Here is a 20,221-nt window from a genome sequence, read left to right as displayed (position 1 = left end):
CAATGGACCCATCGTAACATTCGTTCAAGTTCTTTATACTATAGAAAACGATAGTGAAAGGGCGACTGTTCAACGAACGGATTCGCTCGTCTTACAAACGTAGTCGTACGCATAAGCAGGAATAGCTGTAGAGAACGTAAGAAAGTAAGGATTTAAGGATTGTTCTACAATGTGCAGCATACCGTGGACTCAACTTTAGAAAGCAGGTTTTTACATGACAAGCAACAACGAACAACGTTACCGATTCAGCGAGGCGCCGATCTGGAATATTCAGCGCCAATATTATGAAGAACAAGGAACAAAGGCTTGGAAAAACAACCAAGTGCCTCAATATATCACAAGTAATCCGATGATTGCTGCTACTTATGCAGAAGTGCTCTTTGGGTTTCTGCAAGATCGGGCGAAGATGGAGCATCCTTCCGAACCTGTTATTATCGTAGAGCTTGGCGCGGGAGCCGGGCGCTTCGCTTATCATCTGTTGGATGAGCTATGCCGTATTCGAGATTATGCAGGCATTACGCTACCTCCATTCCGTTATGTGATGACAGACTTGGCGCTGAACAATATATTGGCATGGCAGGAGCATCCCGCGCTGCAATCTTTTATTGCCGAAGGGTTACTGGATTTTGCGCAATATGATGCGGTTCATGATACGGAGCTGAATCTGGTGGTATCTGGCATCACGATTCGTGAAAAGCAGCTCAAGCAACCCGTTGTCGTTATTGCGAACTATTTCTTTGACAGCATTCCGCAAGAGTTGCTATATATAGGTGACGGAAACGTGTATGAAACCGACGTACATGTTCAAGGTCTGGAACATTTGGAATCGCCGCAAGCATCGGAATTGCTGAAAAATATCCAGCTACGCTATGAGCACCGACGGGCGCCTGAATACGAACAATCCACCTATCCTTACCGCGATGTGATTGCGCTCTATCGGGAGCACTTGGAGGACTCGCACATCTTGTTCCCTGTTGCTGGATTGCAATGCTTGGAACGATTGAATGGTTTATCGCAGGCGGGCTGCGTATTGCTATCTGCTGACAAAGGGGATCATTTGCTAGATCAGTGGAAATTCGCAGAACCACCGGAGCTGATCCTGCATGGTGGAAGCTTTTCATTAACAGCGAATTATCATGCGATTCAATATTTCTTTGAGCAACAGGGCGCTTTGGCGTTATTTCCACCGCATCATTATAAAAATATCAATGTCGGCTATATTCTCCATGTGGACAAGCCGATGGACTATGTGCATTCGAGATTAGCTTATCGTCGCTGTATTGAGCGGTTTGGACCGGACGACTTTTTCAATATCAAAGTATGGGTGGATCGCCATATTGAGAGTATGGGCATGCAGGAATTGTTAAGCTTTTGGCGTCTGGGCGGATATGATTCGGAGTTTTTCATTCAGAGCCTGAAGCACATATCCGATTTGTTGCCAGATGCCACCGACGATGAACATGAAGATCTGTGGATGGGCATTCAAACGATGTGGGCATCATATTACGTCATGGCACAGCGTTATGATCTGGCGCTTGATATCGGTCTGATCTTGTTTGAAATGGGGATGTATGAACAATCCAAGCATTTCTTAGAAATCTCGGTACAGCAGGATACAGATGAGATTGTATCAACGGTATATTATTGTCTGGCGCTGTGTTGCTTTGAGTTAGAGATCGAGGAAGAAGCATGGATGTATGTTAGAAAATTATTAGAGGTTGAGCCTGATCATGAAGAGGCATTGGCATTAATGAGCCAATTCGATCTTCATTCCTAAGCGTTGAATTTGAGGCACCCATTTGGGTGCCTTTTATTTTGTTCTTTAGACATAGCATCTTTGCTCTTGAAACGCATCTTCCATGCTTCTAACCTTCTAGCTATAGCCGCAACATATGACTAGACATGCTTTTTTCGTATGACAGGACTCCGCTTCGCTCATGTTATACTCATTAGAACAATAAGGCAGAAGGAGCAAGTGATATGATTCCCTTTCGACACGACCATGTAGGTAGCTTTTTACGTCCTGGCAACTTGAGTCAGGCACGTCAACAATATAAAGCAGGTAGCATCACACAAGAAGAATTAAGAGCTGTAGAAGATCAAGAGATTATCCGTATCATTGAAAAGCAAAAGGAAAACGGCGTGCTTGCTGTTACAGATGGCGAGTTGCGCAGAAGCTGGTGGCATTTTGATTTCTTGGGCGGTCTGGACGGCGTAGAGCTGTATGAACAAATCGATGGACCACAATTTCATAATATGCAAACGCGCAAAGGCGGGATTCGCGTTGTAGGCAAAGTTGATTTCTCCACGCATCCGTTCGTAGAGGACTTCAAATTCGTTAAACAGCATGCAGGTGACGTCGTAGCCAAGCAGACGATTCCAAGCCCGAATATGCTGCTGTATCGCTTGGAGAATGGTGCCAATATCTATACAGATCGTGAGCAATTCCTTCAGGACACCATCGCAGCGTATCAAAAAGCAATCCAAGCGTTCTATGATGCGGGATGCCGATACCTGCAACTAGATGATACCGCTTGGGCAGACCTCTTCTCGGAAGCGGGTCACGATAAGATACGTGCCAAAGGATTGGAGCCAGCGGAAGAGCTGAAAACGATGCAGCGTATGATTAACGAGACATTGGCGCATAAGCCAGCGGATCTGGTAGTAACGATGCATATTTGCCGCGGTAACTACAAATCGAATTATTTCTCGACGGGCGGCTATGATTATGCTTCTGAGGTGATCTTTGGCGGCTTGGATGTAGACGGGTTATTTTTGGAGTTTGACGACGAGCGCTCTGGCAGCTTCGATTCCTTAAAACATGTGAATCGCAAAGATCTAAAAATCGTACTCGGTCTGCTCACATCCAAAACTGGCGAGTTGGAAGATAAAGAGCAAATCAAAGCGCGGATTGCCGAAGCGGCTACGTATGTGCCTCTGGAGCAGCTTTGCTTGAGCCCGCAGTGTGGATTTTCGTCGACGGAAGAGGGAAATATTTTAACCGAAGACCAACAATGGCGTAAGCTGCGTTACGTGAAGGAAATTGCCGACGAAGTGTGGACGTAATCCATTTCAATCATAAGGAGTTAGAACATGACAACTCAAGCAGACCAGAATGCCGTTAATGTCGTTACCGTTGAAGCGCTGATCAATGGACAGAATGTAACCTCTCTTTCCCAATCAGCCAAAGAGAATCCGGCTAACCCGACTGAAATCGTGGGCTATTTCCCTGTCACGACGAAGGAACAAGCTGTTGAAGCCATCGAAGCGGCGTCAGAAGCTTTCCAAACATGGAAAACAACCGACATTGCAGAACGCGTGACCAGCATGCGCAAAGCGATTGCGAAGATCCGAGCAGCCGAGAATGAAATTGTACAGCTGCTGTCTAGAGAGCACGGCAAGCCGTTGTATGATGCGCACGGTGAAATCTATGTATCGTTGATGTGGATGGAGTTTGTTTGTAATGAAGCGGCGGCGGCTCTTCAAGGAGAAACTCAGGAGCATGATCACGGCAAAACGATTCTTTCGTACGACCCGATTGGCGTGGTGGCAGCGATTAGCCCATGGAATTATCCCATCGCGTTGTCTACGATCAAGATCGCTCCTGCCTTGCTGGCGGGTAATACGATCGTTTTGAAGCCAAGCCCGTATGCGCCGCTGGCAGCAGCGAAGGTGGCAGAGATCATCGCAAGCGAGTTCCCAGCGGGCGTGATCAATGTCGTTCATGGTGCTGCGGATGTGGGCGTAGAACTGACGACGAATCCGCATGTGGCGAAGATCGCATTTACAGGCGGCACGGAAACCGCCAAGCATATTATCAAAGCAGCTTCGGACACGATCAAAGATATGACACTTGAGCTGGGTGGTAATGATGCGGCGATCTTCCTCGACAGCTTTGACGTTGCAGACGAGCGTGCAATGCGCCGGATTGTCGTTTCCAATTTCTTGACGACAGGTCAGATCTGTATGATCGCCAAACGCGTGTATGTACATCGTTCGATCTATGATCAGTTTGTAGAAAAATATATCGAAGCGGCGAATCGCTGGATTCGCATCGGTGATCCGTTTGACCCCGATACGACGGTAGGTCCAGTCAATAACGTGAAGCAGAGAGATTACGTGCTGAGTCTGGTCGAAGACGCGAAGCAGCGCGGAGCGAAGGTTATCCCGCTTGGTCGTATTTTGGATCAAAAGCGGTTTGACGAGGGATACTATCTGCAACCGACGCTCGTTCTGGATTGTGATGTGCATGATCGGATCGTGGTAGAGGAGCAGTTCGGTCCTACGGTTCCGATTCTGCCGTTCGATGATGTAGAGCAGGTCATTCATCTGCACAATGAAAGCATCTACGGCTTGACCAGCTCGGTGTGGGGCAAGGAAGAGGATGCAATCTCTGTGGCGCGTCAGCTCGAAGCTGGAACGACGATGATTAATACGGCTGCTGTGCAGGGGCTGGACGTTCGTTTCCCATTTGGCGGCTTCAAGCAGTCTGGGATTGGTCGTGAGTATGGTGTAGAAGGTATTCGCACGTATACGGAGCAGCATGTGATTAATGTGCCGAAGATGCTGGATCTGCCTTATATTCCTGAGTAAATGGTATAAGAAACTGTACGGAAGTACTGCTGTTGATATGAGTGTAGGCTTGAATGAAGCGCCCTATTTACTGATTCTTGAGAATCGGTAGATAGGGCGCTTTTTGCTATGAAATTCATGTTTGGTATGACATGTACATCAACAGAGATTGCATGGCATAGCTTAATCTGTAATTGGCTGAACATTTTACTCTTTCATGCCAGTGGCAAACTAGCTTTCACATTCCGTCCAAGTAGCATTCCCACCCGCTCCGCCATAAAGGACGTAGAAAGTGACCGCTCCGTTTTGAACCACCATTCCACGACTCCTACAATCGCAGCTCCTAGAAATTGAATATCTACCTTTACACCATCCGTTAATCCTTGATCGCTTCCCTTTTCTAGCTCTCGAAGGAAAAATTCCAAGAACCGATTGCGGAAAAAGGGGCTTCCTGTACTCGCCAGCATCGCCGAGAAGAATAAAGCATGACTCTCCAAATATTCAAACCATACAACCAATACATTGGGATCAGTATAATCAACATCATCCTCTGTTGATTCGCACAGTTGGTGCAGTTCATCCATATGTTCTTCGATTAGTTTATCCAGAAGATCGAATTTGTCTGTGTAATGAAGATAGATGGTTCTTCGACTCACATCTGCTTTGTCAGCAATATCTTGTATCGTGATTTGATCAAAGTTTTGTTCAGCCAACAGTTCGGTCATTGCCTTTTTTATCGCTTCTTGAGATTTGCGTACTCTTCGATCTATCGTAGACACCATAGGAGTCACCTGCTTTCCAGCCTCATACATGCACAATTACACAAGATTCGTGAATTACTGCACGTCATTCGCCTTTTTGATCATTGTAGATGCTCAATATCTGAATACAATTATACATAGCTGATACTTAGTACACTAGTGTGCATTTTCGGGATGAGTGAGGATTACGAGATAAGAAACGAAAAACATATACTATTTAGAATACAAAGGAGAAATGGATGTATGAGAATTGCAGTGATTGGAGCGACGGGGGCAACGGGAAGGAAGGTAGTCGAGCGGGCTCTTGAATTGGGACATGAGGTTGTAGCTGTGGCTCGCCGCCCAGAAAGGATTGCTCCCGCAGAGCGACTCACTGCCCTGCAAGCAGATGTGTTTGACGCGACCAGCATAGGTCAAGCTATTGCAGATACCGATGTGGTTATCAGTTGCATAGGTCCAACAAAAGCATACCCAGCGGGTACATTCATGTCGAAAGGATTACCGAATGCCATTGCGGCAAATTTCTCACCAGGTACGGTAATGTCAGAAGGAACTCAGAATATTGTGGAGGCGTGTCAACGTAATGGAGTTCAGCGTCTTGTTATGCAAAGTGGTATTGGGTTGAGCGATGGTCGTGAGCTCAGTATCAGTAATCGATGGCTACTGGGCATAAATCGCTGTATACTCTCAAAGGCGATCAAGGATAAAGGAATTGCCGAGCATACAGTACAGCAGAGTAACCTGAACTGGATTATTATAAGACCCACTGGACTAAGTGATACGACTGCCACGCGAAACTATATCGCAGGCCCAGCAGCACGCATTCATTTAACTCGAATGCTGTCTTTCGCCGATTGTGCCGACTGCCTTGTGCGAGCGGCGACGAATGAGTCAGACTGGGACAGAACGATTGTTAATGTTGGACGATAACTAGCACGCATCCTGTCTGTATCTTTTTCTACCATTACCACATAACAACTCCACACAAAAAGATCCAGCCACCTAAACTGACTGGATCTTCCTCGATCAACTAAATCTCAAATGCAAGCTTGCCATCCTCAACCAACTCAAAAGGCCCTGCCGTCACCTTCTCATCAGCTCTCTTCACCCCGAAAAAGTCAAAATCCAACTGATACGGCGCACCATCCGGCTCCTCAAATCCCATATTCGCGTGATACGCCTTGCCAAGCAAATCCGTCGTAACACGCATAGCAGCAGCGTTTCCTCTCAGCAATTCAGCCTTATCCATCTGAATGCTTACTTTACCCATCACAGGATCAATCTCCACATTCATGCCCTTCTGCTTATACACCTTCGCATCAGACTCCGATTCATGCCGACTCGGAACCGCTCCATTCACAAACACATTCCCACCCATAGCAACCGGAAGCACCGCATTCCCGATAAAGAAATCCTTTGCAGCATCGCCCAGCTCCATCAACTCCTCTTGCGTATACTCCCACCATCGCTTATCGTTTACATTCGGATGCTGGTCATATCCACCCAAGCCCACCGGATGCAAATAACAAATCGAATCATCCGGCACGCCGTCCATCACTGTCTTGCCATCCGTTCCCGCTTCATCCCTTGCTCTAAGCGGAAGATGCTCGAAAAAGGTAATTGGCACAGGTTCCTCATTATCATTACCATCGCCCACAAAGACATTATTGTAGTACCGATCATCCCCACCCGTAATATTCGAGTATCCTGCCATCGCTGTCTCATGCGGGAAATGATACGGCGTCACACGCGTTACCTCAGAACGAACGACAAACCGCCCTGCAAACAGATTATGAGCAAATGCCCCGCCCTGCGCCATATTTCTAAAATTCATCGGCGATAGAAACAGATTATGATCGACCATATACGGTCCGTGACACACTTCTACAAACAGGTCTTCTGACAGATTATCGAAAAACACATTACGGTTAATTCGCGTACCCTGTGCTTGCCAATCCAGCCAAAGCGCACGGTAACAGCTATAGATCATATTGTCACTCATTTGTGTATCCAATGCCGCATGCAGCTTAATACCAGCCACTTCCGCACCATGTCGGAGTCGTTTGTGATGAATATTGTAGATGCGATTCTGGACAATCTGGCTGAAGACGGCGCCCATATGACCGACAATGCCTGCTTGTTCACAATCGTGAATCACATTCCTACGAATGATATGACTGCCGACCGTATCCTTATGCCAGCCAGCGCGTAATGCCCGTAAAATCACTTCCTGCTCCCGCTGCGTTCCGCCCTTACTCTGCTGCTCCAGCGACTGGCTGTGACCCGTGCCGATGGCAGTACCTAGACTAATGCCGACGCATTTCGATTCGCAGATGGTATTGTTCTCAATGATCCAGCCCTTGCTCCAATGAGGACCAATTAAACCTTCCTGATAGTCTGTTGGCGGCGCCCATTGAGGAGATGCTTGTCGAAGGGTAAATCCACTGACGGTAATATAGCTGCGTCCCGGCTTCTCTGGCCAAAAGCAATATGGGCGTACATTGATTTCTACATTTTCGTTCCGAGGATTTTTTCCACCAAAATTAGCCCAGATCGTGGTTGTTGTTGCATTCACTTCGGCATACCATGTTAATAATGAATCTTGAGAGTATTTGGCTTCTGACCAAACCTTAGGATTGCGAACGCTTTCAAAAATGTCGCACTCATATAATGATTTGCCATCCAGATAGACATCACCCAGATGAACGGGGAAAGGCCCGTCAAATAACCAGTCTCCGCTAAGTTCTATCTCAAATGGATTCCGCACGGAAAAGATAGAATTGGGCACTTCTGTGCGCCACACCTGACCCCCTTCAGATGTCCAATTCGTAATCCGTTCAGCACCCGTAATGACCACTTCTCCGTCACCTGCGGAGCGATACACAATGCGATGCTCCGCTGTCCCACCATTCGCCGGATTCACCCATTCCCGGTACACTCCCGCGTGAACAATAACGGTATCGCCAGCTACGGCGCGAGCGGCAGCGCGCGAGATCGTACGCAAGGGTTGCTCCACGGTTCCTGTATTCCGGTCATTCCCATCTATGCATACATGATATTCCATAACCAATCTCCTTTTTCCTACCTCAGAAGGCTGTAAAACAACTTACAAGCGGAAGGTAGGCTTATTTTCAAATGATAGTTATACCAAATGATTATACTGGAAAATGGATTGAATGAGAGATATAGGAAAGTGGAAGTGAGAGGAGTGAGTGCTATAGAGAAGTGAATGAGAGAAGTCAGTAAGAAAAGTGAGTGAGAGAAGTAAGTGGAGTACGTACTGTGATGAGTAGCTGAGTAGCTGGGAAGCTGCTGCCCATTTGCCGTAACACTAAGACGGTGTAATGGTAATGCCATCCGCATCATTGTCCAGTCCAAATAACAGATGCAATCGAAGGGTAGGGTTGGATGATCGTAGTTTGCCACATATATCATCCAACTGTCTCATCATTCCACAAAGTGCATCACCCACCGCCTGGCACAGGTGCATGCTTCTTCATAGAGCCTACCATGAACACCCACCCGATCAATCCACACAACACAAATCCAAACGCATGCAGCGCTCCGTAAATGGGGATGAAATCAAGGATCGTTAGGTCCAATCTTCGTTTCAGTAACGGATAGAACATAGAAATGACCACAATAGTATAGAACGCAAGACATGACAGAATCAAAAAGAGTGCTGCCTGTTTGTACAATGGGTTCCGCTTCAAGTAGGTCAGCAAATACGTCGTATAAATCGCAATATTACAAGCAAACAATGTGACCCCGACATACTCGATGGGTTTGGAGAAGATCATGCCGATTGCGATCAGGATCGGTCCGATAATATCAATGGCAACGACCCACGGATACCAGCTTTTCTTGGTCATGATTCGCCCCAGCATACCGATAAAAATTGGAACAATTGCCGAGGAGAAATGAAAGTGAACCGAACTCAAAGCATGGGTAGCAGGATTCGCTTGGAAGAGAGTCCATTGATACTGATACAAGGTAAACCATATGCCACCGACGAAAAAGTAAACCAGCCCTGCGCCAATCGCAAGTTCAGCTATTTTCCTCTTATGGAGCGCGATAGTAGCTATTCCATACAAGCCAAGCAGCAAGGTAAGCAGTAGCCAGCCAAGCGAGAGAGTTCCCGGTATAGACGTACCTTCTAGCCCCCACACCTTACTGCTCATCATAGATGCCAGCGCCAAAAGGGCTGCGGGGAATTGAAACCACTTCATTGCTGTGTAGATATTTCGTTGTAAGGTACTTTTTTCTTCATAGTTCAATAGTGTAATGACCAGAGGGACAATCACAAAAGCCGCAAATAGTAGAAATATTTCGACAAGCTCCAATTGAAAATAATCGACAGAGAATATAACAATGATAAGGATTGCACCTAGAATGGTCGATACGGGGAATGACTTGATCATTGGCTGCTGCAAATGGCGCATAAATGCTCCTTTCTAAACTGAGCTTGATGGTATCGATATGTATATTCGACTGTGCAGTCTACGTCTATTCGACGGGCAATACATAAGCGCTGCTCTGTTAAAAGTGTAACACAGTTCATCGTCGATCGACCGATTGTAGGAAGCATTACGCCGACATCGTTAGTTCTATATTAACAACACCACTCCTTCTGCGGGGGTGGCGTTGGTTGCATATAGGGATGGACAGGGGATAAGGGAAGCCTACTATGTGCTTGGATATATGCTAGTGAGCTATTTTTCGTTGATAGGAGAAGCCTTTACTACATTTTTGAATAAGCTGTTACACAATCCGAGTAAGCTCCGTCTTCCTTACAGCAAAATGAACTATCACTTATATAGCTAAAAGGAAGGAAGTACCAATATGGATATTCAAGGGATACTTAGCGCGCTATTACCGCTTCTACCGAAGGTAATCGTGATCGCATTCGTCGTTTTAGGCATCATCGCCCTTTTGTATGTGTTATACCGCAAAAAGGGTGGCAAGAGAACATTCACAATGACACAGCTTGCAGCAGGTTGCTTGCTGATCATGTGGTTTGGCTTGGTCATGATATTAACCACATTCAGCCGAGGAGCGAATTTTGAGGGATGGGTGAATGTTCGATTGTTTAGCGGTTATCTGAGTGCTTGGAATCAATGGTCACTCAGCGAGTTTCAGCTTATTATATTTAATATGATGATGTTCATGCCGCTGGGCTTTTTGTTGCCGCTGCTGTTCATGCGAATGCGGCGCTTTACTCCGGTGCTGTTGGCTTCTCTGATCGTCACCATCGGTATTGAGCTGATCCAGATGCTTAGCGGAAGAGGCATCTTTGAGCTGGATGATATTTTCCACAATACGCTTGGCAGTGTAGCAGGTTACTTGATCATGCAGGCGATTCTAAACAGTGCGCAGCAGCGCAAGTTAGCGATCCGATCCACAGCGCTTGCACTCTGTATTCCGGTCGCTTTTGTCCTATTGTTCACCAGTGCATTAGCCGTGTATCAGTCCAAAGAGCTGGGGAATCTCTCGATTCGACCAGCAATCAAGCAGAACATGAACGGCGTTGAGGTTAAGCTGGATGCCAAGCTTCCCGAGAAGGCAGAGATGGCTTCCCTCTATGTGAATGATCAAATTTACAATGTGGAGTATGGGAAGCGTGTGGCAGCATTTGTGCAGCAGTCCTTCGAATTGCAGGAGAAGCAAGCCAATCGCATCGATGGGATGAATCGAGTCTGGTTATTCGCCGATCCGAATGGTAATCTATCTACCTTCACTTATAACGTACAGGACGGTGGATGGCAGTTGTATAGCGAGAGCGCAGGAGAGATGAAGTTCAGTAAGCAAGAACTGATCAAGCAGAAAGAGTTCTATGAAGCATGGCTGCTTGAGCATAAGATTTTGCCTGCTGACACTGTATTCAGCGTACAGAACGAGGATACGCTAAGATGGGACATCCAAAAACCAGTAAACGCTATCGCTCAGGGCGAAAAGGATTTTGCCAATGGGATGGTTATCATTGTGCCTTCTGCGGTTGGTCAGAAGATACCTCAGAGTTTCATTCATTTTATGAATGAAAATAAATATGTACGCAAGGTCAAGCTCATCAGCCCGGCACAAGCGTACGAACAAGTGCTTCAGGGGAATTTCTCCATATATAATGATCTGAAAAAAGGCGATCTGCTGCGCGTTCAACAATATGAGCTTGCGTACAAATATGATTCCAAAGGATATTACCAACCAGTATATCGCTTCATTGGAACGGTAAACGGAGAACAGTGGGAAACGTTCATACCAGCTATGTCGAATGGTTAGATGAAGTTGCTTTTCGCTTCGTGAAATAAGATAGGGAGGTTGCACATCATGATTACGAAAACGATAGATGGCATCACGTTTGCATTGAAGGAAGCATTTGATTTTAGCTTTCTATCTGAATATGGCAAGGTGTTTGCCGTATTTGACAAGCAAGATTCTGGATACATCTGTTTTGGTGTGCAGCACGATCATAAGAAGCTGTTTATCAAGGTGGCAGGTGCAGCAACGCTATTCAGCAATAATAGTGTCGCTACGGCGATTGCTCGCCTGCAATCCACCGTTTCTGTATATGAGGCTCTTAGTCATCCGACTCTTCTGAACATCATCGAACACAAGGAGATCAAAGGCGGCTATCTCACGGTATTTGAATGGTTTGAAGGAGATTGCATGGGCAGACAGTATGATCATGTGGAGACATTTTTGGCGCTGCCGTTAGACAAGAAATTTCAGATCTACGATGCAATCGTGCGATTCCATATCCATGTTAACGAAAAGGGATATGTTGCGGTAGACTTTTATGACGGTTGTATTATGTATGATTTCGCATTAGACGAGACTAGAATCTGCGACATTGAGTTCTATGCCCAATCACCAGTGATTAACACCATGGGGCGTATGTGGGGATCGAGTCGCTACATGTCTCCAGAGGAGTATGCGTTAGGGCAAGAGATTGATGAAATCTCCAATGTATTCCTAATGGGAGCTACAGCCTTTCAGTTATTTGGCGGTGGCAAGGAACGGAACTTAGATACATGGGAAGCGAATGAACAGCTATTTCAGATTGCTTTAAAAGCTGTGAGTATGAACAAAGAGGATCGCTATTCATCCATCCGTGAATATGCTGAAGCGTGGAACCAAGCGAAGGGGAGTAGTCGTTGATCTATGGGGTACTCAAACAATAGGGAAGAAGAGTGTTCCGTACAATAGTGTCGAGAAGCACTCTGTTTCCTGTATATTTATGTATATCCTAAGGATTTCCTTGTTGTGGTAATATAGGTGAGTCCATACATAGTCTGAATGTAGATGTTCGAGGATTGCTAGGTAAAAAACCAACGTGAATACAAACGATGAATGAACGGGAGTGGTTTACAATGAATCAATTTCTGCCAATGGGTGCGAATACGAATTTGACTACTGCAAGCGGTCAAATCAAGATCAGCCACGATGTATCGTCTACTATCGACATTTCCTTAACTGCATTCCTGCTCACCGATGCCGACAAGGTGCAGGGAGATAGCGGCATCATCTTTTACAATCAACCGACGAGCGCCACAGGGGTAGCGACTCTTTTGCCATCGGAGCAAGTGGGCAATACCAAGGTGCATAAGCTTACATTTGATCTGGACAAGGTTCCTGCGGGCATTACGAAAATTGCAGTGACACTGACGGAGGATAACAACACCGGATTTGCAAATGTAAGTAATCTGACCGCAGAGATTGCTGCTGGAAATGAAGTCATTCAGCTCACTCCATCCCATTTCCAAAGTGAAAATGGGATCATTGTGTTGGAATTGTACCTAAGAAATGGTCAGACCAAAGCAAAGTCGATCTGGCGCGGATTTGATTCTGGGCTTGAAGGGTTGTGTATCAATTACGGTGTTGAGGTAGAGGCAGATGAAACGCAGGGATCTGCTGCATCGGAGGCAAATTCCAATCCTGCACTCCAACCTACGCAAGCCGCTCCACCTGCTTCACAGCCTACTTCCGAGCCGTCTGCGTTGCCTTCGTCTATTCCTGCACAGTCGTCTACACCGCCCGCACCTGCTCCCGCCGCGCCGGATCATCAGCCATTGCCTTTTTCCATCAACCTGCAAAAGGTCACAGGCAAGGTCAATCTCGAAAAAGGGCAGAAGTCCGTTATCATCGAGAAAACACCGGAAATTACGGCTACGGTATCGTGGAAAACAGGGACAGATTATGATATCTACGCGTTGGTGTACACCAAAGCAGGCAAGCAGATCGACGTCGCGATGTTCGGCGCGAAGGGTGTTCCACCGCTGCAAAGCTTTGGTAACGGTGCAGTTGAGCATATGGGCGATGTGGGGAGAAGCAAGCAGTCTGAGAAGACTGAGGTGATCAAGTTACGACTAACAGACGACATTCTGGCTGTTGTTCCCGTAGTATATTCCGCTCAATCCAATGGTACGGGTTCATTTTACAGATATAAGGTGTCGATGAGCATTGATAATCATAGTGGCACATCGGTTACGATCTCCGCTAAAAATGCGAACAATAACGACAAGATTTATACCTGTGTACCGGGTATCCTGCACAATACATCAGATGGCGTGATTATTAGCCCGCTGGAGCTGTACAGTAAGAAGAATTCAGAGAACCGCCCAATGCTCAGAATAGGGGCTTCGAATATGGTGGAAGTGATTATGGATGAAGGTCCGCTCAATAACTATAAGTAGTTGATTGTAGGCTAGATAGGGAAAGAATATGGCTCATCAAGCAACAATAAAGCTCAAGCTGATCAACGGCTTGAGCTTTATTGTTGCTTGGGTCTAATTACTACATCCTATATAACCTGTACATGGAATGCGATATTCGCTCTACGCTCTACACTCGCTACATGCCCCTATCCTCTCAAAGATCCTTCGCCATCTCATGATACCCTGCCAATTTCTCCCGTGTCATCGCAATAATCTCATCCAGCTCCTGACGCTTGGCTTCCAGTTCCGCGAGATATTTGGATAAAATCTCTGTTCGTTTGCTCAGTGTCGGTGTAAAATCAGCTGGGTCTTCGCCTTGCTTGATCTTCTCCATCACACAGCCGTCGCGCGTAAATTCCGTAATCTCCTCTAGCGATAAGCCTAGCTTTTTCAAATGGACGAGGCATTGAATATATTTGACATCGCTCTCGCTGTATACGCGAGAGCCGCCCGGTTTGCGATTAGGGCTTTGGAGTACGCCGATTTGCTCGTAGTAGCGGAGCGTGTAGGCGGTTAATCCAGTTTGTGCGGTAACTTGGCTGATGCTTAGCATGGGATGGTCTCTCCTTCGTTCAATACGTTTGTTATAATCGTACACCTTCGAGTTAACTCGAAGTCAAGCTTTTGACTGGGTGATGTACGTTAGCTTCAGCTACATTTGTTGCAACAGGGTGGCTCCTTGCATTTGATTCCTTGTAATGCAGTCTGGATCGTAGGCTGCGAATGATTTTATTTCCGATGCTTGACTTCGAGTCGGCTCGAATTCGTATACTTCAGCCATACCGTTTCGGAAGCAGCTGCGAAGCTGGGACGGAGATGGATAGACCAGATCATTGGTATGCGTAGGTATGTAGACGAAGAGAGGATGCGATAAGCATGGAGATTATTACTGACCAACTGACGTGGAAAGATAGCTACAAATTATATACAGGTTCGATTGTGCCACGACCGATCGCGCTCGTGTCGACGATGTCTGCGGAGGGTGTTCCGAATCTGGCACCATTCAGTAACTTTTGTGGTGTGTGCCCGCAGCCGTTTACTGTTGCGTTTGCGCCTTTGATTCGTCCAGAGGATGGGATGAAGAAGGATACACTACGCAATATTGAAGCGACCGGGCAATTTGTTATTAATATTGTGACCGAGCAGATTGTGTCGCAGGTGAATGAGACGTCGTTTGCGTTTGACTATGGGGTCAATGAGTTTCAGGAGACGGGATTAACGCCTGTTCCGAGTGTACAGGTGAAGCCGTATCGTGTGCAGGAAAGCCCGATTCATATGGAGTGTGTATTGGAGGATATTGTGAAGATTGGCGAGGGAGCCGGGTCGTCGAATCTGGTGCTTGGTCGCGTCGTGCAGATGCATATTGAGGATCATATCTATAACGATGGGAAGATTGATCTGTTCCAGCTTCAGCCTGTGGCTCGTCTAGCAGGTGAATATTATGCTCGGATGTCCGATGTATTTACAATTCCCAATCCACAGCGTAATGAGTCGGCGAATGTAAAATAAATCAATGTATTAATGAGCTACAGAGTGTATTGGTATCATCTACGAGATATGATGATTGTGACAGCAAAGGTAGAAAAGGAGGAACTGCACTCGCAGTCCTCCTTTTTCTATGATATGTGCTCTACGAATGATATGTGCTCTACGAAATGATATGTTATCCACGAAATAATGTTGTCTTTACGAATGATGTCGTCTTTATATCCTCGCTCTATCTACACCTATTACCTGCTATCTCCAATATGCGCCACCGCTCGAATCTCAACCAACTGCTCAGGAAAAGCTAGATACGTCACCCCGATCATACTGCCTGCTGGACGATGCTCACCGACATATTCCTTGAACAGTTCAATTGCTATCTCCCCATGCGTCTCTGCATCGGTCAAATACAGCTCCACATAGGCTAAATTAGATTTCGTTATATTGAATTGCTCCAATACGCCATCTAGGTTATTTAGCGTTTGTCGTACCTGTGCTTCTATATCCCCTGCACCTACCAATTCTCCTGCTGCATTGTGCGAGAATTGACCGGAGATATAAATGGTATTGTCGACGCGATAGCCTTGCGAAATGCCGTGATCCCACAAAGAGTGGTTATGTGTTTGAATCGTTGTCATGATCGTAGCCCCTTTACTTTGAATTAAGGCTAGTATAAACTGGGCAAAAATCATGGGGTAGTACGCACAATAAAGAGAGGTACTATCTGAAAGGATAGTGTAACGATGGGCATCACAGACTTGAGAGGGAACGAAACTGTTATTGCAGATACGCCATTTGGGTATACGATGTCGGTGATTGGCGGCAAATGGAAGTTGGCGATTCTGTATTTGCTGGCGGAAAAGCAAACGGTTCGTTTTAATGAGATACAGCGCCAGCTGGGCAAAATTACGTATAAGGTGCTGAGTGCGCAGCTGAAGGAGCTGGAAGCAGATGGGCTTGTGGAACGCAAGGAATATCCGCAGATACCGCCAAAAGTAGAGTATTCTCTGACACCCAAAGCACAGACGCTACTGCCTGTATTGGAGCAGTTATGCGAATGGGGCGCGCAACATCGCTAATTAGCATCTTCTCCTTTACACAGTAAACCAGGCAACATTGCGCTTGGATCGGGACTAGTGACAGTGCGAACAATACGCTGACCGATATACTAATCAACTCGCAGCTGTATATGTCCGATGGCAAGCGAAGAAAGGAAGATCATGACAATGGATAATCCCATTCAAATTCTACAACGCAGAACAGATTGCATCCTGTATCATGCACAACTGGATACATACAACGACAATACAATAGCGGGCTGGATCGGCGGGAATGCACCAGCATATTTTGACGATACAGCTCATCTGATTCAGGAGCGCCAAGGAAGCTCGATGTATTTCTTTTATCTGGCTCTGGTGCATCCATTTCAACCGGAACGGATGATATCGATTTTTATCCCACAGGAATATGACGAATACGTAGAACATAATATCTACCCTCATTGTGCGATCAAGGTGATTGAGCATCCTATTTCAAACGAGAGCAACAACGATACCTTTACGAATCCCAATCTGATCAAGCACAGCATCTCACACGGAACAGTGACGACGGATGACGAAGCGATGGAAATGCCGTTTCTAATTAAAGTAGGCGGTACTCCCAAGCTGATTCAACAGGAAGAGTATTATATGGCAGGGCTACAGGCGGAATCGTTCTCTTTCTTCTTTCAAGTGGATGAAGAAGGATACCCGGAGACATTGCTTGCGGAGGATGGGAGTTATCCGTTTGGCTTTGGGGCGTTGTACGTGTACGCTACAATAGAGGAAGATGAGATTGGGCGGATCGTTGCAGGCTTTTGGCAATATTCTTGAGAATACGGGACGATCTGATCCGCAACTGCTTGCATGATATTTGAGGGAAAAGCAGTGAATAGCTATATGGATAGGAAGCAGCTCAACATAAGCGAACAACAGAAATGAGCGAAAGGCAGTGTGATAATTATGGGCATTCACTATAAACAATATGTACGTCTAAAAGAAGGCGGATACCATTCGGTCGGCACATTTGGCGATCATATTTATGCGTATGAAGTACTAACCGGATTCACTGATACACCAGAGTATCATCAGATTTCGAAGGAAGAATTTGATTCCTTTGAAGTCTGGGGTCGGAATGATGATATGGATATGAAGAAATTTTATGAGATCGCTGAGCGTCCTGTTCTTTGCAGCGGGTATCTGGGCAGAGCGGAGCTAGACATGTCATTGCTGCAAGATTTATAGAAACAGAAAATAATACATGGTCTACCTTCACAAATCCATTGTACTCCCCCTATAAACAGTGTTACTCTGAGGAATGGCAAATGCAAACAGGATGTTCTGCAGTACATCCAAGCACCAACCCTATTTTATCTGCAAAGAAAGGTAACACTATGATTAAAGTTGAAAACCTCTCCTTCTCTTTCCCGCAAAAGGAACTCTACAACAATATCTCCTTTACACTGGAAGAAGGGCAGCATTGTGCTTTTATCGGAACGAGCGGTAGCGGCAAAAGTACGCTAATCGATATGCTGATCGACCCGCAGCGTCATGTGTTTGACGGCAAGCTGGAGATCGATCCGAATGTCACCATCGGTTACGTTAGTCAATTTTCCCAAGTCGATACTACTAAGCCAATCACCGTTTTTGAATATATCGCAGAACCGTTTATGAAGATCCAAGATGAGATTACCGACATCTATGCCGAGATGGCAACCACGTCGGATATGGATGCGCTCATGGAAAAGTACCAGTTGGCGCTGGATGCTCTGGAAGCAATCGGTGGCGATGATTTTGAGAGCAAAATCAACAAGCAACTCAATCTCGCTAATCTGATGAAGCTCAAAGATACAGACGTTTCCTCCTTGAGTGGCGGCGAATTCAAGCTGATTCAAGTCATGAAGGAAATGATGAATCGCCCCGACCTGATGATTATGGACGAGCCGGATGTGTTTTTGGATTTTGAAAATCTGAACGCACTCAAAAAACTCATCAACTCGCACAAAGGCATGCTGCTGGTCGTAACGCACAACCGCTATCTGCTGAATCATTGCTTCAATAAAATCATTCACCTCGAAAATGCCGAGATTCAGGAGTTCGACGGACGCTACATCGATTACAACTTCTCCTTGCTGCAAACGAAGATCGAGATGCAGGAGATCGCCGTAGCGGAAGCAGAGGAAGTGCAGCGCAATGAGGCGCTTATCGATAATCTGCGCACCATCGCGACCTACAATTCTGACGAATCCAGAGGTAGAGCGCTCAAAGCCCGCATGAAGGTACAAGAACGGTTGGAAGCGAGCCGAATCAAGGCGCCATTCGTGGATATTAAGCAGCCGAGTATTGCATTTGGGCTGGATCATGCGCTGGAAGATACTACGGTAGTGAAGGTGCAGGATTACGGCGTTTCGTTTGACCAACTGCTGCTGGAGCATGTGGAGTTTGAGATGCAATCGACAGATAAAGTGGCGATCATCGGTGCCAATGGTACGGGGAAAACGACATTACTGCGAGACATTTTCCGAAACAATCATGAATCGATTACCATCCATGACGACGTGAAGATCGGGTATCTATCCCAGCTGCAAGGCGAGACGCTGACCGATTCCCATACCATTTTGGAAGAGTTTATCGAAGCTGGATTCCCTACGTACGATGCGGTTATAGCGTATCTGTCTAGCTATGGCTTTGAAGGGGAAATCTTGAATCAGAAGATCCAATCGCTGTCCGGTGGCGAGAAAAATATGCTGCAATTAGCGAAGATTGCTGCCAGTAACGCCAATCTGCTGCTGCTCGACGAACCGACAAGTCATCTGGATATCTACACACAGATTGCCTTGGAGCAAGCGATCAAGGATTACAAAGGCGCGATTCTAATGATTTCGCATGATTTCTATTCGGTGGTAAACGGCATGGATTATGTACTGATCATCGACAACAAGACGATCCGTAAAATGAGTATGCGCAAATTCAGACAAATGATCTATGCGAGCCATTTTGATAAAGACTATCTGGCGAATGAGCAGAAGAAAAAAGCTGTCGAAATGCAGATCGAATTGGCGTTGAAAGATACGGACTTTGAACGTGCACAGAGCTTGATGGATGAGCTGGAAGCGTTGATTCAGCTACTGTAAGCGAGAGCTACGTAAAAAAAGCCAATCGAATCCATCGTATACAGCTATATCTATATGCTTCTATAGGAAGAAACCACTCTATCATCAGGAGTGGTTTTCTTTTTGGTTGTGGATGTATGATGGAGTGAGGATATGCAGCATAGGAACGACGCGGAAGAGGAAAGAAAGGATGAGTGACGATGATGAGCATACGCTATACAGACTATGTACGTGTAAAAAAAGGACCTTACCAGTCGGTAGGGACGTTTGGCGATGACATTTATGTCTATGAAGTGCTGACGGGAGTTGCAGACTCGCCGGAGTATCACCAAATTTCCAAAGAAGAATTTGATTCCTTTGACGATTGGGTTCAGACGCATGGCAAAGATATGAAGAAGTTCTATGAGGTTGTGAATCGTCCGGTGCTGTGCAGTGGGTATCTGGGGAGAGAGTATTTGGATACGTCGCTGCTGCGGGAGATGTAGAAAAATTCGTGCCGTTCGCATGTGCTGTGCATCAATACATTCGTTTATTTTGATGTC

General features: G+C 46.1%; 18 protein-coding genes. 13 read left to right on the top strand and 5 right to left on the bottom strand.

What is annotated here, in order from left to right:
- Positions 1 to 214: 214 nt before the first annotated feature.
- From ABXR35_RS21245 to ABXR35_RS21235, 3 genes are all read left to right on the top strand, one after another.
- Entirely contained in the window at positions 215 to 1,777 is a 1,563-nt protein-coding gene (locus tag ABXR35_RS21245; RefSeq protein ID WP_367064063.1) for an SAM-dependent methyltransferase, read from the top strand.
- Positions 1,778 to 1,980: 203 nt separating this feature from the next.
- Complete coding sequence (locus ABXR35_RS21240; RefSeq protein ID WP_367064062.1) at positions 1,981 to 3,066, top strand: 5-methyltetrahydropteroyltriglutamate--homocysteine S-methyltransferase; 1,086 nt, start codon at positions 1,981 to 1,983, stop codon at positions 3,064 to 3,066.
- A 27-nt stretch (positions 3,067 to 3,093) separates the two neighbouring features.
- A complete protein-coding gene (locus ABXR35_RS21235; RefSeq protein ID WP_367064061.1) occupies positions 3,094 to 4,593 on the top strand; it encodes an aldehyde dehydrogenase family protein in 1,500 nt (499 codons plus the stop codon).
- Between the two features lie 194 nt (positions 4,594 to 4,787).
- On the opposite strand, the gene ABXR35_RS21230 is transcribed toward ABXR35_RS21235, so the two are convergent.
- Positions 4,788 to 5,354 (bottom strand): TetR/AcrR family transcriptional regulator, encoded by a 567-nt coding sequence (locus tag ABXR35_RS21230; RefSeq protein WP_367064060.1) that lies wholly within the window; start codon positions 5,352 to 5,354, stop codon positions 4,788 to 4,790.
- A 222-nt stretch (positions 5,355 to 5,576) separates the two neighbouring features.
- Between ABXR35_RS21230 and ABXR35_RS21225 the strand changes: the two genes are divergently transcribed.
- Positions 5,577 to 6,263 (top strand): NAD(P)-dependent oxidoreductase, encoded by a 687-nt coding sequence (locus tag ABXR35_RS21225; RefSeq protein WP_367064059.1) that lies wholly within the window; start codon positions 5,577 to 5,579, stop codon positions 6,261 to 6,263.
- 100 nt (positions 6,264 to 6,363) lie between these two features.
- On the opposite strand, the gene ABXR35_RS21220 is transcribed toward ABXR35_RS21225, so the two are convergent.
- Both ABXR35_RS21220 and ABXR35_RS21215 read right to left on the bottom strand, forming a co-directional pair.
- A complete protein-coding gene (locus ABXR35_RS21220; RefSeq protein ID WP_367064058.1) occupies positions 6,364 to 8,397 on the bottom strand; it encodes a right-handed parallel beta-helix repeat-containing protein in 2,034 nt (677 codons plus the stop codon).
- Positions 8,398 to 8,797: 400 nt separating this feature from the next.
- Complete coding sequence (locus ABXR35_RS21215) at positions 8,798 to 9,775, bottom strand: YndJ family transporter (RefSeq protein WP_367064057.1); 978 nt, start codon at positions 9,773 to 9,775, stop codon at positions 8,798 to 8,800.
- Between the two features lie 400 nt (positions 9,776 to 10,175).
- Between ABXR35_RS21215 and ABXR35_RS21210 the strand changes: the two genes are divergently transcribed.
- The 3 genes from ABXR35_RS21210 to ABXR35_RS21200 all read left to right on the top strand — a co-directional run bounded on the left by ABXR35_RS21210 (position 10,176) and on the right by ABXR35_RS21200 (position 14,023).
- Positions 10,176 to 11,609, top strand: a complete 1,434-nt coding sequence (locus ABXR35_RS21210; RefSeq protein WP_367064056.1) for a VanZ family protein — start codon at positions 10,176 to 10,178, stop codon at positions 11,607 to 11,609.
- A 48-nt stretch (positions 11,610 to 11,657) separates the two neighbouring features.
- Complete coding sequence (locus ABXR35_RS21205; RefSeq protein ID WP_367064055.1) at positions 11,658 to 12,488, top strand: protein kinase family protein; 831 nt, start codon at positions 11,658 to 11,660, stop codon at positions 12,486 to 12,488.
- 212 nt (positions 12,489 to 12,700) lie between these two features.
- Entirely contained in the window at positions 12,701 to 14,023 is a 1,323-nt protein-coding gene (locus tag ABXR35_RS21200; protein ID WP_367064054.1) for a TerD family protein, read from the top strand.
- A 175-nt stretch (positions 14,024 to 14,198) separates the two neighbouring features.
- Here ABXR35_RS21200 and ABXR35_RS21195 read toward each other — a convergent pair whose 3' ends face one another.
- Positions 14,199 to 14,597, bottom strand: coding sequence for a MerR family transcriptional regulator (locus tag ABXR35_RS21195; protein ID WP_367064053.1), 399 nt, complete (start codon positions 14,595 to 14,597; stop codon positions 14,199 to 14,201).
- Between the two features lie 323 nt (positions 14,598 to 14,920).
- Between ABXR35_RS21195 and ABXR35_RS21190 the strand changes: the two genes are divergently transcribed.
- Positions 14,921 to 15,553, top strand: a complete 633-nt coding sequence (locus ABXR35_RS21190) for a flavin reductase family protein (protein WP_367064052.1) — start codon at positions 14,921 to 14,923, stop codon at positions 15,551 to 15,553.
- A gap of 221 nt (positions 15,554 to 15,774) precedes the next feature.
- On the opposite strand, the gene ABXR35_RS21185 is transcribed toward ABXR35_RS21190, so the two are convergent.
- On the bottom strand, positions 15,775 to 16,167 hold the full coding sequence (locus ABXR35_RS21185; RefSeq protein WP_367064051.1) for a RidA family protein: 393 nt from the start codon (positions 16,165 to 16,167) through the stop codon (positions 15,775 to 15,777).
- Between the two features lie 105 nt (positions 16,168 to 16,272).
- On the opposite strand from ABXR35_RS21185, the gene ABXR35_RS21180 reads away from it, so the two are divergent.
- From ABXR35_RS21180 to ABXR35_RS21160, 5 genes are all read left to right on the top strand, one after another.
- Positions 16,273 to 16,608, top strand: a complete 336-nt coding sequence (locus ABXR35_RS21180; RefSeq protein ID WP_367064050.1) for a winged helix-turn-helix transcriptional regulator — start codon at positions 16,273 to 16,275, stop codon at positions 16,606 to 16,608.
- Positions 16,609 to 16,755: 147 nt separating this feature from the next.
- On the top strand, positions 16,756 to 17,400 hold the full coding sequence (locus ABXR35_RS21175; protein WP_367064049.1) for a hypothetical protein: 645 nt from the start codon (positions 16,756 to 16,758) through the stop codon (positions 17,398 to 17,400).
- A gap of 129 nt (positions 17,401 to 17,529) precedes the next feature.
- Positions 17,530 to 17,811, top strand: a complete 282-nt coding sequence (locus ABXR35_RS21170) for a hypothetical protein (RefSeq protein WP_367064048.1) — start codon at positions 17,530 to 17,532, stop codon at positions 17,809 to 17,811.
- Between the two features lie 149 nt (positions 17,812 to 17,960).
- Positions 17,961 to 19,700, top strand: coding sequence for an ABC-F family ATP-binding cassette domain-containing protein (locus ABXR35_RS21165; protein WP_367064047.1), 1,740 nt, complete (start codon positions 17,961 to 17,963; stop codon positions 19,698 to 19,700).
- Between the two features lie 179 nt (positions 19,701 to 19,879).
- Positions 19,880 to 20,164 carry a hypothetical protein gene (locus ABXR35_RS21160; protein ID WP_367064046.1) on the top strand — a complete coding sequence of 95 codons (285 nt, stop codon included), beginning with the start codon at positions 19,880 to 19,882 and terminating at the stop codon, positions 20,162 to 20,164.
- Positions 20,165 to 20,221: the final 57 nt, after the last annotated feature.

The organism is Paenibacillus sp. JQZ6Y-1, from assembly GCF_040719145.1.
Classification (GTDB): Bacteria; Bacillota; Bacilli; order Paenibacillales; family Paenibacillaceae; genus Saccharibacillus; species Saccharibacillus kandeliae.
This window is presented reverse-complemented; position numbering and strand designations above follow the sequence as displayed.

Excerpts from the sequence above, each read along its gene's own strand:
- ABXR35_RS21245 (WP_367064063.1), top strand. The coding sequence starts at position 215 with ATGACAAGCAACAACGAACAACGTTACCGATTCAGCGAGGCGCCGATC.
- ABXR35_RS21240 (WP_367064062.1), top strand. The coding sequence starts at position 1,981 with ATGATTCCCTTTCGACACGACCATGTAGGTAGCTTTTTACGTCCTGGC.
- ABXR35_RS21235 (WP_367064061.1), top strand. The coding sequence starts at position 3,094 with ATGACAACTCAAGCAGACCAGAATGCCGTTAATGTCGTTACCGTTGAA.
- ABXR35_RS21230 (WP_367064060.1), bottom strand. The coding sequence starts at position 5,354 with ATGGTGTCTACGATAGATCGAAGAGTACGCAAATCTCAAGAAGCGATA.
- ABXR35_RS21225 (WP_367064059.1), top strand. The coding sequence starts at position 5,577 with ATGAGAATTGCAGTGATTGGAGCGACGGGGGCAACGGGAAGGAAGGTA.
- ABXR35_RS21220 (WP_367064058.1), bottom strand. The coding sequence starts at position 8,397 with ATGGAATATCATGTATGCATAGATGGGAATGACCGGAATACAGGAACC.
- ABXR35_RS21215 (WP_367064057.1), bottom strand. The coding sequence starts at position 9,775 with ATGCGCCATTTGCAGCAGCCAATGATCAAGTCATTCCCCGTATCGACC.
- ABXR35_RS21210 (WP_367064056.1), top strand. The coding sequence starts at position 10,176 with ATGGATATTCAAGGGATACTTAGCGCGCTATTACCGCTTCTACCGAAG.
- ABXR35_RS21205 (WP_367064055.1), top strand. The coding sequence starts at position 11,658 with ATGATTACGAAAACGATAGATGGCATCACGTTTGCATTGAAGGAAGCA.
- ABXR35_RS21200 (WP_367064054.1), top strand. The coding sequence starts at position 12,701 with ATGAATCAATTTCTGCCAATGGGTGCGAATACGAATTTGACTACTGCA.
- ABXR35_RS21195 (WP_367064053.1), bottom strand. The coding sequence starts at position 14,597 with ATGCTAAGCATCAGCCAAGTTACCGCACAAACTGGATTAACCGCCTAC.
- ABXR35_RS21190 (WP_367064052.1), top strand. The coding sequence starts at position 14,921 with ATGGAGATTATTACTGACCAACTGACGTGGAAAGATAGCTACAAATTA.
- ABXR35_RS21185 (WP_367064051.1), bottom strand. The coding sequence starts at position 16,167 with ATGACAACGATTCAAACACATAACCACTCTTTGTGGGATCACGGCATT.
- ABXR35_RS21180 (WP_367064050.1), top strand. The coding sequence starts at position 16,273 with ATGGGCATCACAGACTTGAGAGGGAACGAAACTGTTATTGCAGATACG.
- ABXR35_RS21175 (WP_367064049.1), top strand. The coding sequence starts at position 16,756 with ATGGATAATCCCATTCAAATTCTACAACGCAGAACAGATTGCATCCTG.
- ABXR35_RS21170 (WP_367064048.1), top strand. The coding sequence starts at position 17,530 with ATGGGCATTCACTATAAACAATATGTACGTCTAAAAGAAGGCGGATAC.
- ABXR35_RS21165 (WP_367064047.1), top strand. The coding sequence starts at position 17,961 with ATGATTAAAGTTGAAAACCTCTCCTTCTCTTTCCCGCAAAAGGAACTC.
- ABXR35_RS21160 (WP_367064046.1), top strand. The coding sequence starts at position 19,880 with ATGATGAGCATACGCTATACAGACTATGTACGTGTAAAAAAAGGACCT.